The following is a 13,697-nucleotide window of genomic DNA, read 5'->3' as shown; positions in this document are numbered from 1 at the left end:
ACGAACATGTCCGAACGCCGCGTCATCGTAGGCTCCAAAGTCGGGCTCCACGCCCGCCCGGCGGCCCTGTTCGTGCAGGCCGCGGCCGCCCAGGCAGTCCCGGTAACCGTCGGCAAGGACGGGGCCGAGCCGGTCGACGCCCGCTCCATCCTGTCGGTGATCGGCCTCGACGCCAAGGGCGGCGAGGAAGTCGTCCTCCACGCCGAGGGTGAGGGCGCCGAGGCGGCCCTGGACGCGCTCGAGGCCGTCCTGAAGACCGACCACGACGCATCGGAGTAGGAGCCATGACCGCCGAGATGACGGGCATCGGGGTGGGACCGGGAGTGGCCGCGGGGCCGGTCGCCCGGCTCGCAGCCCCGCCCGAACCGCCCGCCGACACCGGGCCCGAGGCCGATCCCGCCGCCACGCTCCAGCGGATCAAGGCCGCGCTGGAATCGGTCGCGTCCGACCTGGACGAACGCGCGGCGCGGGCGTCCGGACCGGCCAAGGACGTCCTCTTCGCGCAGTCCATGATGCCGCGCGACCCCGCGCTGGCCGACCGGATCGCGAAGGCGCTGTCCGACGGCCGGTCGGGCCCGCACGCGGTCGCCGAGGCGTTCGCGTCGTTCCGCGCCTCCCTGGAGGCCGCCGGCGGATACCTCGCCGAACGCGCCGCCGACCTCGACGACCTGCGGGACCGGGCGGTGGCCGAGCTGCTCGGGCTGCCGATGCCGGGACTGCCGGACCCGGGCCGCCCGTTCGTGCTGGTGGCCCGGGACCTTGCCCCGGCCGACACCGCCGGGCTCGACCCGGAGCGGGTCTTGGCCGTGGTCACACAGGAAGGCGGCCCGACCAGCCACACGGCGATCCTGGCGAAGTCGATGGGGCTGCCGGCCGTCGTCGCCTGCGCCGAGGCCGCCTCGCTCGGCGACGGGACCGAGGTCCTCGTCGACGGCCGGGGCGGCATCGTCACCGTCGAGCCCGACGCCCAGACCACCGAGCGGGCGATGAGCTCGGAGTCCCGTCGCCGCGAGGCGCTCGCCTCGAGCCGGGGTCCGGGCCGCACCGCCGACGGCACCGGCGTGCAACTGCTGGTGAACCTCGGCTCGCAGGCCGACCTCACCGCCGCGGCCGAGACCGACAGCGAGGGCGTGGGCCTGTTCCGCACCGAGTTTCTCTTCCTCGATCGGGCCACCGCGCCGACCGTCGAGGAGCAGACCGAGGCCTACGCGGCGGTCTTCGCGGCCTTCGCGGGCCGTAAGGTCGTGGTCCGGACCCTCGACGCGGGCGCCGACAAGCCGCTCGCGTTCGTCGACCACGGCGCCGAGCCCAATCCGGCGCTCGGCGTGCGCGGCATCCGCCTCGCCAGGCGCCACCCGGGCATGCTCGACGACCAGCTCACCGCGGTCAGCGCCGCCGCCGCGCGGAACGAGGCCGAGATATGGGTGATGGCGCCGATGGTGGCCACGCCCGCCGAGGCGGCCGACTTCGCAGCCCTGTGCCGATCGCACGGACTCGCCATGGCCGGGACCATGATCGAGGTCCCGGCGGCGGCGCTGCGGGCCGGCAGGGTCTTGGAGGTCTGCGACTTCGCCAGCATCGGCACCAACGACCTCGGCCAGTACACGCTCGCCGCCGACCGCATGAACGGTGAGCTGGCCGAACTGCTCGACCCGTGGCAGCCCGCGCTGCTCGAACTCGTCGGTCTCACGGCCGAGGCCGGCCGCGAACTCGACAAGCCCGTCGGGGTGTGCGGCGAGGCGGCCAGCGACCCGCTCCTCGCCTGCGTCCTGGTCGGACTCGGCGTCACCAGCCTGTCGATGGCGCCTTCGGCCGTGCCCGCGGTGCGAGCCGAGCTCGCCTCGCGGACCCTGGCCGAGTGCGTCGAGCTGGCCGGGGCCGTCATGGCCTGCGGCGACGCCGCTGAAGCGAGGCGGGCCGTCGCGTGAGCGCCGCTACCAGCGGTGGTGGACCTGGCCTCGGATGAGGTCGTCGTAGACCGCGGCGACCTCGGTGTGGACTTCGGAGGGCAGGGGAGCGAAGTCGGCTGCGGCGGCGTTGGCCCCGGCCTGCGCGGCGTTGCGCGCCCCTGGGATGACGACCGTGACGCCCCGCTGGTCGAGGATCCACCGCAGCGCGAACTGCGCCATCGTCATGCCCTCGGGCACGAGCGGGCGCAGCCGCTCGACCGCGGCCAGCCCGGTCTCGTAGTCGACTCCGGCGAACGTCTCGCCGACGTCGAAGGCCTCGCCGTGCCGGTTGAAGTTGCGGTGGTCGTCCGCTGAGAACTCCGTCCGCGCCGTGTACTTGCCCGACAGGAGCCCCGAGGCCAGCGGGACGCGGGCGATGACGCCGACCCCGGCCTTCTCCGCGGCCGGCAGGACCGCTTCGAGCGGCTTCTGGCGGAAGGGGTTGAGGATGATCTGCACCGTGGCCGTGTTCGGGCGCGCGATCGCCGCGAGAGCCTGCTCGCAGGTCTCGACGCTCACCCCGTAGGCGCGCATCCGACCCTCGGCGACCATCGCGTCGAGCGCGTCGAAGACCGCCTCGGAGTGGTAGACCGGGGTGGGCGGGCAGTGCAGCTGCACGAGGTCGAGGGTCTCGACGCCGAGGCGGGCGCGCGAATCGTCGTTCCAGGACCGGAAGTTGTCCGGGCCGTAATTCTCCGGCCTCTGCTCGGCGCGCCGCCCCATCTTGGTGGCGACGGTGATGTGCGGGTGGCGCTTCCGGAGGGCGCCGACGAGACGCTCGGAGCGGCCGTCGCCGTAGACGTCCGCGGTGTCGAAGAAGGTCACGCCGGAAGCGATCGCCGCCTCCAGCGCAGCGTTCGCGTCCTCGTCGGCGACCTCGCCCCAGGCCGAGCCGATCTGCCAGGCGCCGAAGCCGACAATGCCTATGTCCTTGCGAGTCCTGCCCAAAATGCGCTGTTCCATGCGCCGAGCCTAACCAGGCGATTTACCGATCACCATCCGGGTTCCCGACTCGGCCGGGCTTCATCTAACCCATTTACAAAGTGCTGTGCTCATCGTACGCTTCCAGTATGAAGTCGACCTCACGCGATATCCGCATACGCAACTGCTTTTCGGTGCTCAGACATCTGATCGCCGACACCCCCACTTCTCGGCAGCTGCTGGCCCGCGAGACCGACCTCAGTGTCGCCACCGTCTCCAACCTGGTCTCGGACCTGATCGAGCTCGGCGTCGTGGTCGAGGTCGGGCACGAGGACTCCGGTGGAGGCAGGCCGAGGGCGCTGCTGGCTCCCAACGCCGACGGCGGGATCCTCGTCGGCATCGACGTCACCACGACCTACGTGCAGCTTGAGGTCTACGACCTGACCCTGGCGCCTTTGCTCCAGCGTGAAGACCAATTGGACATCAACGAAACCACCCCCGAGCAGATCATCGGCCACATCGACTCCGGCATGAAGGCCGTCCACGAGCAGCTCGGCGGGCGCGAGGTCCTCGGCGTCGGCGTCAGCCTGCCCGGCCAGGTCGACGTCGCCGGGGGCGTGTCCGTCTTCGCCCCCAACTGGAACTGGCACGACGTCCCCTTCAGCGGCCTCATCGAGGAGCGGCTGAGCCTGGACGTGCCGATCTACCTCGACAATTCCCTCAAGACCGCCGCGGTCGGCGAGCTGTGGTTCGGCGACGGGCGCGGCGTCGAGCGCCTCGCCGTGGTCGTGCTCGGCACCGGCGTGGGCGTCGGCCTCGCAGTCGACGGCAAGCTCTACCGCGGCGCCACGAACTCCGCCGGCGAGTGGGGGCACACCACCATCCACTCCGACGGCCGCCGGTGCCGCTGCGGCCGCAAGGGCTGCATCGAGGCCTACATCGGCGCTCCGGGAATCCTCAGGCGCTGGAGCGAGTTCGGTGGGGACGCGGACGTCGAGGCCCAGACCGAGTCGATGACGGCGCTGGCGGCGGCGTGGAAGGCCGGCGAGGAGGCGGCGCTGCGGACCGTCGAGGACGTCGCGGGCGAACTGGCGGTCGGCATGGCCAACCTGGTCAACATCCTCAACCCGGATCTGGTGGTGGTCATCGGATGGGTCGCCGACCTGCTGGGGGAGGCGCTGCTGCCCGAGCTGGAGCGCAGCCTGCCCGAGCACGGCATGGAGGCGACGCTGAAGGCCTTGCAGCTCAAAGTGAATCATCAGCCGCGCAACATGGTGAGCCTGGGAGCGGCAGCGCTCGCCCTGGAAGGACACCTCACCAGGATCAACACCGTGGGAGCCCGTTCGCGTCGTTGAGGCGACTGCCTGCGGAGACGCAGATGGGAGCGTGTCCGCTGAAGAAACTTAATTCAACCCATTGACAAAGGGCCCAACCTCCGGCAAGACTGGGGGATGAAAATCGACGGAAGCCCATTCCTCTCAGCGGCATCGCCGAAGGCGTTGGGCCGCAGGGGAAACTTCTGACCTCTCAAAGCAGCGAGGAGCACGACATGGTTGCTTCAGGCAACAACGACCCTTCGAAGAAAGCGTTCGCCCAGTTCATGATGAACCGGCGCCGCATGCTCGCGCTCGGCGGCATGACCGCCGGTGCCGGTGCCCTGGCCGCCTGCGGCGGCAACACCGGACGCGAGGAAGGCGGCGACGGGATCTCCCTGTCGCAGTGGTACCACGAATACGGCGAGGCGGGAACCCAGCAGGCGGCCCAGGGATACGCCGAGGCGTACCCCGACGCCAACGTCTCGATCGAATGGATCCCGGGCGACTACGACTCGGCGCTGTCCTCGGGCCTTCTGACCGACGACGGTCCGGACGTGTTCGAGAGCCACCTCAACCGCGGCATGGTCGAAGCCGGCCAGCTCGAACCGCTCGACGACATCGTGGCGGACGTCTTGGACGACATCCCCGAGAACGACATCGCGCGCAACACCATCGACGGCACGATCTACGGCATCCGGATGATCGACGACCCCCAGTACATCGTCTACCGGCCCAGCATGTTCGAGGCCGCTGGCATCAGCGCGCCGCCTACCACTTTCGACGAGCTGGTCGAAGTCGCGATCGAACTGACCAACGGCGACGTCAAGGGCATCGACTTCACCGATGACGGCGGCACCTCCCGCCTGGGCCAGCACATGATCAAGGGCCTCGGGCTCTCGTTCATCGGGGACGACATGCAGGCCGGCTTCGACGACCCCCGCATTCTGGAGGGCGCCGAGTCGGTCAAGCGGCTCCAGGACTCCGACGCGCTCCTGCTGGGCGCCCCCACCTCCTGGTGGGACCCGTCCTCGATGATCCAGGGCCTGACCGCCATGTCGTGGACCGGCCTGTGGACGATGCCTGCACTGCTGGAGAACCTCGGTGACGACGTGGGGGTCTTCCCCTGCCCGGCTTTCGCCGGCGGTTCGCCGACGGTCTACAACGGCGGCTGGTCCACCTTCGTCAACGCCAACGGCCCCAACGTGGAGGCGGCCAAAGCCTTCACCAAGTGGCTGTGGGTCGACAACGAGGAGTACATCCTGGACTGGTGTCTCAGCTACGGCTTCCACATTCCGTCCCGGAAGTCGCTGCGGGCCAAGGCCGACCAGCTGACCTCGGGACCGGCCGCGGACGCCGTCGCCATCTCGGAGGAGTACGGCTGGGCTGACGACCCCAACTGGACCCCAGCGATGAACACCGCCGTCAACGACATGATGAGCAACATCGTCGTCGAGGGCAACGACCCCGAATCCGAACTCACCAAGGCCATCGAGACGGTCAACAGCGAGCTCGACGGCATCTTCGGCTAGGAGAATCACGTGGCCGTCCCCCAACAGACGGCCGAACCGGCATCGGCGGCAGCGGAGGCGTCTCGGCGCCCTCGCCGCCGCCGATCGTTCGGCGGCCGCAACCTCGCATTCTGGTACTTCGTCGGGCCGTTCCTGCTCGGCCTGCTCATCTTCACCTACATCCCGGTCGGCTGGTCGACCTACCTGTCGTTCTTCGACGCGCGCAACACAGTCACACCTGCCGCCGAAGACTTCGTAGGGTTCGACAACTTCGTCACGATGTTCTCCGACGCGAACTTCCGGCGCAGCCTGATCACCTTCACGGTGTTCTCGGCGATCATCGTTCCGCTGACCTTCGCGGGCTCGCTCGGACTTGCGTTGGCGGTCAACAAGGTCCCGATCATGCAGGCGTTCTTCCGCTCGGTGTTCTTCCTGCCGTTCGCCTGCTCCTATGTGGTGGCTTCACTGGTTTGGAAGATGTCGATCTTCACCGGTGTGCGCTACGGCATGGTCAACACCGTCCTCGGATGGTTCGGGATCGAGTCGATCCCGTGGCTGTTCGGAAACAGCCCGCCCTGGTTCTGGCTGGTCATCGCGACGCTTCGCCTGTGGATCCAGTGCGGCTTCTACATGATCCTGTTCATCGCGGCGCTCCAGCAGATACCGGTCCACCTCTACGAGGCCGCCTACGTCGACGGGGCCAAGCCCGGCTGGCAGACCTTCTGGCACATCACCCTGCCGCAGCTGCGGGCCACCTCGGTGGCGGTGCTGATGCTGGTCCTCATCCAGGCCTACCAGGCCTTCGACGAGTTCTACAACCTGTTGCCCAACAACGGCAATGTGCCGTATGCCCGTACGCCCCTGATCTACCTCTACAACACCGCGCTGGGGACGGTCCAGGACATGGGCCGCGGTTCGGCCGGGGCGCTCATCCTGGCCCTGCTCATCGCGATCGTGACGCTGCTCCAGGGCAAGATCCTCGGCTTCGGCAAACCGGAAGGACGGTGACCGACATGGTGTCGACTCAGAAGCGGCTGAAACGGGCCGTCTACAAGCCGGGAGAGAGCACGCCTGCCGCGCGCTGGTTCAACTTCGCGGGACTGTGCCTGCTCGCGGTGGTGTTCCTGATCCCGTTCTACCTGATCGTGCGCAACGCCCTGGCCACCACGCAGGACATCACCTCGCCGGGATGGATGTGGTTTCCCACCGACATCCAGTGGGGCGCCATCCCCGAGCTGTTCAACAACCCGATGGTCCCGATGGCGCGAAGCGTGTGGAACTCCACGGTGGTCGCCGTGCTCACCACGATCGGAACACTGTTCCTGTGCACGACGGCCGGATACGGCCTCGCCCGGATCCCGAACCGGCACGCCGACAAGGTCTTCTACGCGATCCTGGCCACGCTGATGGTCCCGAGCGCGATCACGTTCGTGCCCAGCTTCGTGATGGTCTCCAGCCTCGGCTGGGTCTCGGACCTTCGTGGCCTGATCATCCCGACCCTGTTCAACGGCTTCGTCGCGTTCCTGTGCCGCCAGTACTTCCTGAGCTTCCCCAAGGAGCTCGAGGAGGCCGCCCGAGTCGACGGGCTGGGCTACTGGGGCGCGTTCTGGCGCATCGTGATCCCGAACTCGAAGGGCTTCCTGGCAGCGATCGCGGTGATCACGTTCGTGACGTCGTGGAACTCCTTCCTGTGGCCGCTGGTCATCGGGCGCTCACCGGACTCCTGGACTGTTCAGGTGGCGCTGTCGACCTTCCTCACGGCCCAGACGGTGAACCTGCCGCAGTTGTTCCTGGCCGCCGCGGTCGCGATCTTGCCGCTGATCTTCGTCTTCCTGTTCCTCCAGCGCTTCCTGGTGCAGGGAGTGGCGCAGACCGGTCTGAAAGGCTGAATTGCGGCCGACTACCCCCGGCCACCGGTCGGGGGTAGTCGGCACGCCGACCGGATAGGCTTGCGGGCGTGGATCTGACCGACTATGTGCCCGTCGTGCCCGACTTCCCCGAACCGGGAGTCGGATTCCGCGACATCACGCCGCTGCTGGCCTCCCCCGAGGCGTTCCGCGCCTCGATCGACGACCTCGAGTCGGCGTGCGGGGCCCACCCGTACGACGCGATCGCCGCTTTCGACGCCCGAGGGTTCCTCTGGGCCGCGCCGCTGGCCGATCGCACCGCCAAGCCGCTGATCCCCATACGCAAGGCCGGCAAACTCCCGCGCTCGGCCGCCGTCGAGACCTACCGCGGCGAGTACGCCGCGGTCAGCGTCGAGATGCACGCCGACGCCGTCGCGCCCGGCGACCGCATCCTCCTCGTCGACGACGTCATCGCCACCGGCGAGTCCATGGCCGCCGGCGTCCGCCTGGTCGAGGGACTCGGCGGCACCGTCGCCGCCTGCGCCGCACTGCTGGAGATAGGGGCGCTGTCGGGACGCGACCGCCTCGACGGCCACCCCGTCATCTCACTGCTCGGCAAGGTCTAGTCCCCGGGCTGCTCCGCCAGTAGCGCCAGCTGCTCCGGGTCGGCCAGCGCCGACCCGATCCCGCAGACAGAGGCACCGGCTCGCAGGTACGTGCCCACCTCACTCACTGCGACGCCGCCGGTGGCCACGAACCGCATGTCCGGGAACGGCCCTCCCATGGCTTTGAACCAGCCCGGACCCAGAGCGGAGGCCGGGAAGACCTTCACCCAGCGGCAGCCGAGCCTCGCGGCCCTCTGGAGCTCGGAGGCGGTCGCCACGCCGGGCAGGTGCTGCAGTCCGGCGTACCGCGAGGCCTCCAGGACCGTCTCGTCGAGCCCCGGCGCGACGGTGTAAGCCGCCCCGGCCTCGTGGGCGCGGGCCACGTGGTCGGTCGAGACGACCGTCCCGGCGCCGACGAGGTGCCCGCGCTTCGCACCGGCCTCGACGGCGGCCGCGAGAGCCGCCTCCTGGCCCTTCTGGCCGATCGGAACCTCGACGAGTTCGACGCCGCCGTCCCATGCGGTCTCGGCCAGTGCGACGGTCTCCTCGGGCGGCAGCCCGCGCAGGATGGCCATCACGCGCTGGCCGGCGAAGAGGGAGTCGAAGTCGGTTCGAGTCATATCTGCTGCTCCAGGATGGATTTGACGGTCTGCGGTGGTGGGGGCGCGGCGAGGTCGCCGATGGTCTGGAGGGCTCCGGCGGCGAGCCGATGGCCCAGGCGCATGCACCCGTCGGGGGAGGCGCCCTTGAGGCGGCCGTGGAGGAACCCGGAGGCGAAGGCGTCGCCGGCGCCGACCGGTTCGATGACCTCGACCGGCTCGGCGGGGGAGTAGAAGCGTCGGTCTCCTTGGAAGCAGGTCACCCCGATGCCGCCGTCCTTGACCACCAGGGTCTCCACTCCCGGGAGCCGCTCGCGGACCTCGTCGGCGCTCTTGCAGCCCCAGAGGGTCTCGGCCTCGTCGAGGCCGACGAAGGTGAGGTCGGCGGCGTCGGCCAGCGGCGCCAGGACCGGCGCCGCGACCTCGACCGGCCACAGCGCGGGCCGGTAGTTGACGTCGAAGCTTACTTCGGCGGGGGCGAGGGCGCGGTCGATGACGAGCTCGCGGATGAGTTCGGCGCAGCCGTCCGACAATGCCGGGGTGATGCCGGAGAGATGCAGGAGCCTCGGGGGCTCGACGTCGGTGAGGAGGCCGGGCGCCATTGTGGAGGCGGCCGAGCCGGCCCGGTAGTAGTGGACCTTCGTGCCCTCGGGGGAGGGGTCCTTGAAGTAGATGCCGGTGGGGTGGTCGACCTCGACCTCGACGCCGTCGCAGTCGACGTCGGAGGCGCGCAGCACGTCGAGGATGCGGCGGCCGAAGGGGTCGTCGCCGACCTTGCCCCGCCAGCCGGCGTGGACGCCGAGCAGGGCGAGGCTGATCGCGACGTTGGACTCGGCTCCGGCGACGCCCGCGCGCAGGTCGGCGGCGTGGCGCAGGGAGGCTGCGGCGGTGGGGGCGAGCACGACCATCGACTCGCCGAGGCACAGTACTTCCATTGGCGACTCCATCACGGTGGGGAGGCCCAGACTACCGGGGGATCCCGTCCCGCGCATCCGCACCGATCGATATCCGCGTTAGACTCGAAACCGGGCCTCCGTGGTACGAACGTCCGGCTCGCGAGCTTCCGCGGAATCGGGTTCGGCTCGCAAGTTTCGTGGGGAGGGAGTCGGGGGAACCATGACCGGTGTGCTCCTCACAAAGATCTTCGCCTGGGTGATCGGCGTACTGGCGCTGCTGTGGCTGCTGGCCGAGTGCGTCGGCGGCCCGGACCCTGCCGATGATCCGAGCGAGCAGGAGATCCAGCGGGACGCGGAGCAGTACGCCCAGGACTGCCAGAACACGTGGGAGGCGCTGGCGCTCACGGGCGAGGCGGACCACGAGAGCGCGGAGTTCGTGGTCGACGAGATAGAGACGATCGCCTCCGACATCGAGGATCCCGAGCTCTCCGCGATGGCGTACTCCTTCGCCGGCCGCGTCGAGGACGTCGTCGCGGGCACTGAGACCGGCGACACCGAGGAGCTCCAAGAGAGCCTCCAGCTGTACCGCGGCCTGGTGGAGGTCGACCTGTCGCTGCGGTGCGCGGGCACGGGAGTCGATTGACACATTGACATTGGCCAACGGTGGTGCAGCCCGGGTCGACCATCGCCCGGTGGGACGGCCTGGGCCGCGTCAACCAGCAGTTGGACCCGCCCGTTCACGGGCCCTGCACCGGGGTCGACGTGGGGTGGGTCTCCGGGCTCGCCTCGTTTCGTGATAAAGCACGCAAATACCACCCAAACGACCTCTGTGAGTTTGGGTTAGGGACTCGACCTGTGGCAAAATGGCTCGTCTGCCGCGAACCCGTAGGAGCCTCGTTGCCAAGCCACCTGCACGCCACCTTCCTCCCCGACCACGCCTCACCGGCAGATGGGCGGCTGTTGTTCTACGGCGGCGAGCATCCACAGGCCGCCGCCGGCGAACTCGGCCTCCCACCGGGCGACCCGGTCGCCACCGAGCTCTACATNGCGGCGAGCATCCACAGGCCGCCGCCGGCGAACTCGGCCTCTTTTTTGACGGCGAACTCACCGACGTCGAAGGCCTCGCCGTTCCGGTCCGCCCGGTCCTGACCGCGCTCACCCGCGTGGCCTCGCGCCCCGACATCACCGAGTCCGTCGCCGTCTGGGCCCGCATCGCGGGCGCCGTCGACGACGACAAGTTCGACGACCTCGACCGCATCGCCGCCGAACTGCCCGCCGAAGGCCACGCCGCCCCGCACTCCGAGGGCCACGTGTGGACCGCCGTGGCCGCCGTCGGCGCCTTCGTCGAGTCCTACACCGAGCTCCTCCGCTCCGACTCCGGCCTCAACCTGCGACTCATCACCGCCCAACACTCCGACCCCGGCAACGTCCGCGTCAACGCCGACCTGCGCCGCTACCAGTCCCACGGCATCGCCTGGCTGGAGGCCGCCGCCGACGGCGGCGCCGGCGTCATCCTCGCCGACGACATGGGCCTCGGCAAGACCCTCCAGTCCATCGGACTGCTCGTCCGCCGCGCCGGATACGCCCCCCACCTCGTGGTCTGCCCGACCTCCCTGGTCGGCAACTGGCAGCGCGAGATCGCCCGCTTCGCCCCGCAGCTCACCGTCCACCTCCACCACGGGCCGCAGCGCACCAAGCACGCCGAGCCCTTCCTCGACGCCGACGTCGTCGTGACCTCCTACTCGATCGCGCTGCGCGACATCAAACTCCTGCGCTCCATCGCCTTCGACACCATCGTCATCGACGAGGCCCAGGCCATCAAGAACCACCGATCCCGCACCGCCGGGGCCGTCCGCGACCTCACCGGAAGAGTGCGAGTGGCGCTCACCGGCACACCGGTAGAGAACCACCTCGCCGAGCTGTGGTCGATCTCCGAATTCGTCAACCCCGGTCTCCTCGGCGGCCAGGCCGACTTCAAGCGCCGCTTCGCCGACCCCATCGAGATCGGCCGCGATCCGAGCGCCGCCGCGCTCCTGCGCGCCCGCATCGACCCGGTCGTGCTGCGCCGCCTGAAAGAGGAGGTCGCCGCCGACCTGCCGCCGAAGATCGAGTCCACCGTCGCCTGCACCATGACCGACGAGCAGGCCGGCCTCTACAAGGAGGCCATCAGGGACGCCTTCGACGAGGGCCTGGGCGACGGCATCACCCGCCGCGGCCGCGTCCTCAAGCTCCTCACCAAACTCAAACAGGTGTGCAACCACCCCGCGCAGGCCGTCGGACTCGGCGACAGCTCCGCCCTCGCCGAGCGCTCCGGGAAGCTCGACCGCGTCACCGAGATGCTCACCGAGGTCGTCGACGAGGGCGCCAAGGCACTCGTCTTCACCCAGTACCGGCAGATGGGCGAGCTGCTGTCCAGCCACCTGGCCGCCGAGGCCGGCGTCGCCGCCCCGTTCCTGCACGGCGGCCTCGACCAGATCGCCCGGGACAAGCTCGTCGACCACTTCCAGACCGTCGAGGGACCGGCGATCCTCCTGATCTCCCTGCGCGCCGGCGGCACCGGTCTCAACCTCACCGGCGCCTCCCACGTCGTCCACTACGACCGGTGGTGGAACCCCGCCGTCGAGGACCAGGCCACCGACCGGGCCCACCGCATCGGGCAGACCCAGACCGTCCACGTCCACAAACTCGTCACCGCCGGCACGCTCGAAGAACGCGTCGACGAGCTGCTCAACCGAAAGCGGGCGATCGCCGACGCCGTCGTCGGCAACGGCGAGGACTGGCTGGGCGAGCTCGACGACTCCCAGCTGCGCAAACTCATCGAACTCGACGAGGACGGAATCCACGCATGAGCGACCCGTACGGCAAGACCTGGTGGGGCCGCAAATGGTGGCGCGCCCTGGAGACCATCGGCCTGAACTACCCCGACCAGCGCATCGTCAAAGGCCGCGCGCTGGCCGGGCACGCCGCCGTCCGGGACCTCGCGATCGAGCCGGGCGTCGTCTCCGGAAGGGTCGCCGACACCAACGGCACCTTCGCGGCCTCGATCCGCATCCCCGTCTACGACGGCCCGACGTGGACCGAGGGCATGACTGCGCTGTCGCTGTCGCCCTCGTGCGTGGCCGGGCTGCTCGCAGGGCGACTGCCCAAACGCATCGACGAGGTCCTGGCGGACGCGGGCATGCGCCTGCTGCCCAAGAAGTACGTCGCCGAACCCCACAACCGGATCACCACCACGTGCGAATGCGCCGACACCCGCGAGGTGTGCGGCCACATCATGGCCGTCGCTCTGGTGAGCGCCGCGAGGATGGACGACGACCCGTGGTTGGTGCTGCTGCTGCGCGGCGGACCGACCCGCGACCTCGCCGGGCGCCTGCGCGCAGCCAGGGTCGCCAGCATGGACGCCGCCCAACCGGTCGGTCAGCCGACCAAGACGTCGTAACGCGAACCGCTCGCGCGGACCCCGACCGACCGCAGGTCTGCCGCGCGCGGCAGACCCGCGGCGGCGTCACCGGCGTGGCCGCCGACCACGACCGTGGACGCGCCGCTGGCACGCGCCGCCAGAAGCCCGGCCTCGGCGTCCTCGAACGCGACCGCCGAAGCCGGGTCGAAACCGAGCGCCTCGGCCGCCATCCGGTAGCCTTGCGGGCTCGGCTTGCCCTCGGTGACCTCGTTCGCCGACACCAGCACCCGCGGCTGCGGCAACCCCGCCACGGCCAGTCGCTTGACCGTCAGCTCCCGCGTCGCCGACGTCACCACCGCCCACCGCCCGGGATCGAGCGACTCGAGCAGCTTCGCCGCCCCCGGCACCTCGGCGATGCCCACGGTCCGGTCGACCTCCTCGGACTCGATCCGCGCGGCCTCCGCTGCCACGTCCATGCCCGCAGGCGCGAACATCGCTATCACCTCGACCGTGGGACGCCCGTGCGCCACGGCGAGGATCGCCCCGGCGTCCATCCCATGCCGATCGGCGAATCGGGTCCAGGCCCCCACCACCGACTCGGTCGAGTCGACGATCGTCCCGTCCATGTCGAACAGCAGTACCTCAGCGGGCAACAC

Annotated in this window: 14 protein-coding genes; 10 read left to right on the top strand and 4 right to left on the bottom strand. The window is 69.8% G+C overall.

The features are described 5' to 3' along the window. Positions 1–6 precede the first annotated feature (6 nt). Together L0U85_RS05855 and ptsP are read left to right on the top strand one after the other, a co-directional pair. A complete protein-coding gene (locus L0U85_RS05855; RefSeq protein ID WP_241376821.1) occupies positions 7–279 on the top strand; it encodes an HPr family phosphocarrier protein in 273 nt (90 codons plus the stop codon). A gap of 5 nt (positions 280–284) precedes the next feature. After that, positions 285–1,928: a phosphoenolpyruvate--protein phosphotransferase gene (ptsP, locus tag L0U85_RS05850; protein ID WP_241376820.1), complete on the top strand. Its 1,644-nt coding sequence runs from the start codon at positions 285–287 to the stop codon at positions 1,926–1,928. A gap of 6 nt (positions 1,929–1,934) precedes the next feature. Here ptsP and L0U85_RS05845 read toward each other — a convergent pair whose 3' ends face one another. Continuing rightward, positions 1,935–2,912 carry an aldo/keto reductase gene (locus L0U85_RS05845; protein WP_241376819.1) on the bottom strand — a complete coding sequence of 326 codons (978 nt, stop codon included), beginning with the start codon at positions 2,910–2,912 and terminating at the stop codon, positions 1,935–1,937. Positions 2,913–3,019: 107 nt separating this feature from the next. On the opposite strand from L0U85_RS05845, the gene L0U85_RS05840 reads away from it, so the two are divergent. The 5 genes from L0U85_RS05840 to L0U85_RS05820 all read left to right on the top strand — a co-directional run bounded on the left by L0U85_RS05840 (position 3,020) and on the right by L0U85_RS05820 (position 8,167). Then, positions 3,020–4,225, top strand: coding sequence for an ROK family transcriptional regulator (locus L0U85_RS05840; RefSeq protein ID WP_241376818.1), 1,206 nt, complete (start codon positions 3,020–3,022; stop codon positions 4,223–4,225). A gap of 194 nt (positions 4,226–4,419) precedes the next feature. After that, entirely contained in the window at positions 4,420–5,715 is a 1,296-nt protein-coding gene (locus L0U85_RS05835) for an extracellular solute-binding protein (RefSeq protein WP_241376817.1), read from the top strand. Between the two features lie 9 nt (positions 5,716–5,724). After that, on the top strand, positions 5,725–6,702 hold the full coding sequence (locus L0U85_RS05830; protein ID WP_241376816.1) for a sugar ABC transporter permease: 978 nt from the start codon (positions 5,725–5,727) through the stop codon (positions 6,700–6,702). A 5-nt stretch (positions 6,703–6,707) separates the two neighbouring features. Then, positions 6,708–7,583 (top strand): carbohydrate ABC transporter permease, encoded by an 876-nt coding sequence (locus L0U85_RS05825; RefSeq protein WP_241376815.1) that lies wholly within the window; start codon positions 6,708–6,710, stop codon positions 7,581–7,583. A gap of 68 nt (positions 7,584–7,651) precedes the next feature. Continuing rightward, entirely contained in the window at positions 7,652–8,167 is a 516-nt protein-coding gene (locus L0U85_RS05820) for an adenine phosphoribosyltransferase (RefSeq protein ID WP_241376814.1), read from the top strand. Here L0U85_RS05820 and L0U85_RS05815 read toward each other — a convergent pair. Both L0U85_RS05815 and L0U85_RS05810 read right to left on the bottom strand, forming a co-directional pair. Then, the gene (locus L0U85_RS05815; RefSeq protein ID WP_241376813.1) at positions 8,164–8,766 is read right to left on the bottom strand and encodes a bifunctional 4-hydroxy-2-oxoglutarate aldolase/2-dehydro-3-deoxy-phosphogluconate aldolase; all 603 of its coding nucleotides are present in this window, start codon (positions 8,764–8,766) and stop codon (positions 8,164–8,166) included. The genes L0U85_RS05820 and L0U85_RS05815 overlap by 4 nt on opposite strands. Continuing rightward, positions 8,763–9,680: a sugar kinase gene (locus tag L0U85_RS05810; RefSeq protein WP_241376812.1), complete on the bottom strand. Its 918-nt coding sequence runs from the start codon at positions 9,678–9,680 to the stop codon at positions 8,763–8,765. Before L0U85_RS05810 ends, L0U85_RS05815 begins: the two co-directional genes overlap by 4 nt. Positions 9,681–9,861: 181 nt before the next feature. Here L0U85_RS05810 and L0U85_RS05805 point away from each other — a divergent pair, with 181 nt between their 5' ends. From L0U85_RS05805 to L0U85_RS05795, 3 genes are all read left to right on the top strand, one after another. Next, positions 9,862–10,284, top strand: coding sequence for a hypothetical protein (locus L0U85_RS05805; RefSeq protein ID WP_241376811.1), 423 nt, complete (start codon positions 9,862–9,864; stop codon positions 10,282–10,284). Between the two features lie 520 nt (positions 10,285–10,804). Beyond that, the gene (locus tag L0U85_RS05800) at positions 10,805–12,490 is read left to right on the top strand and encodes a DEAD/DEAH box helicase (protein WP_241376810.1); all 1,686 of its coding nucleotides are present in this window, start codon (positions 10,805–10,807) and stop codon (positions 12,488–12,490) included. Next, entirely contained in the window at positions 12,487–13,080 is a 594-nt protein-coding gene (locus tag L0U85_RS05795) for a hypothetical protein (protein ID WP_241376809.1), read from the top strand. Before L0U85_RS05800 ends, L0U85_RS05795 begins: the two co-directional genes overlap by 4 nt. Here the strand turns inward: L0U85_RS05795 and L0U85_RS05790 are convergent. Continuing rightward, complete coding sequence (locus L0U85_RS05790; RefSeq protein WP_241376808.1) at positions 13,059–13,697, bottom strand: HAD-IA family hydrolase; 639 nt, start codon at positions 13,695–13,697, stop codon at positions 13,059–13,061. The genes L0U85_RS05795 and L0U85_RS05790 overlap by 22 nt on opposite strands.

Origin of the sequence: Glycomyces sp. L485 (assembly GCF_022548875.1) — a bacterium.
Taxonomy (GTDB): Bacteria; Actinomycetota; Actinomycetes; order Mycobacteriales; family Micromonosporaceae; genus Glycomyces.
This window is presented reverse-complemented; position numbering and strand designations above follow the sequence as displayed.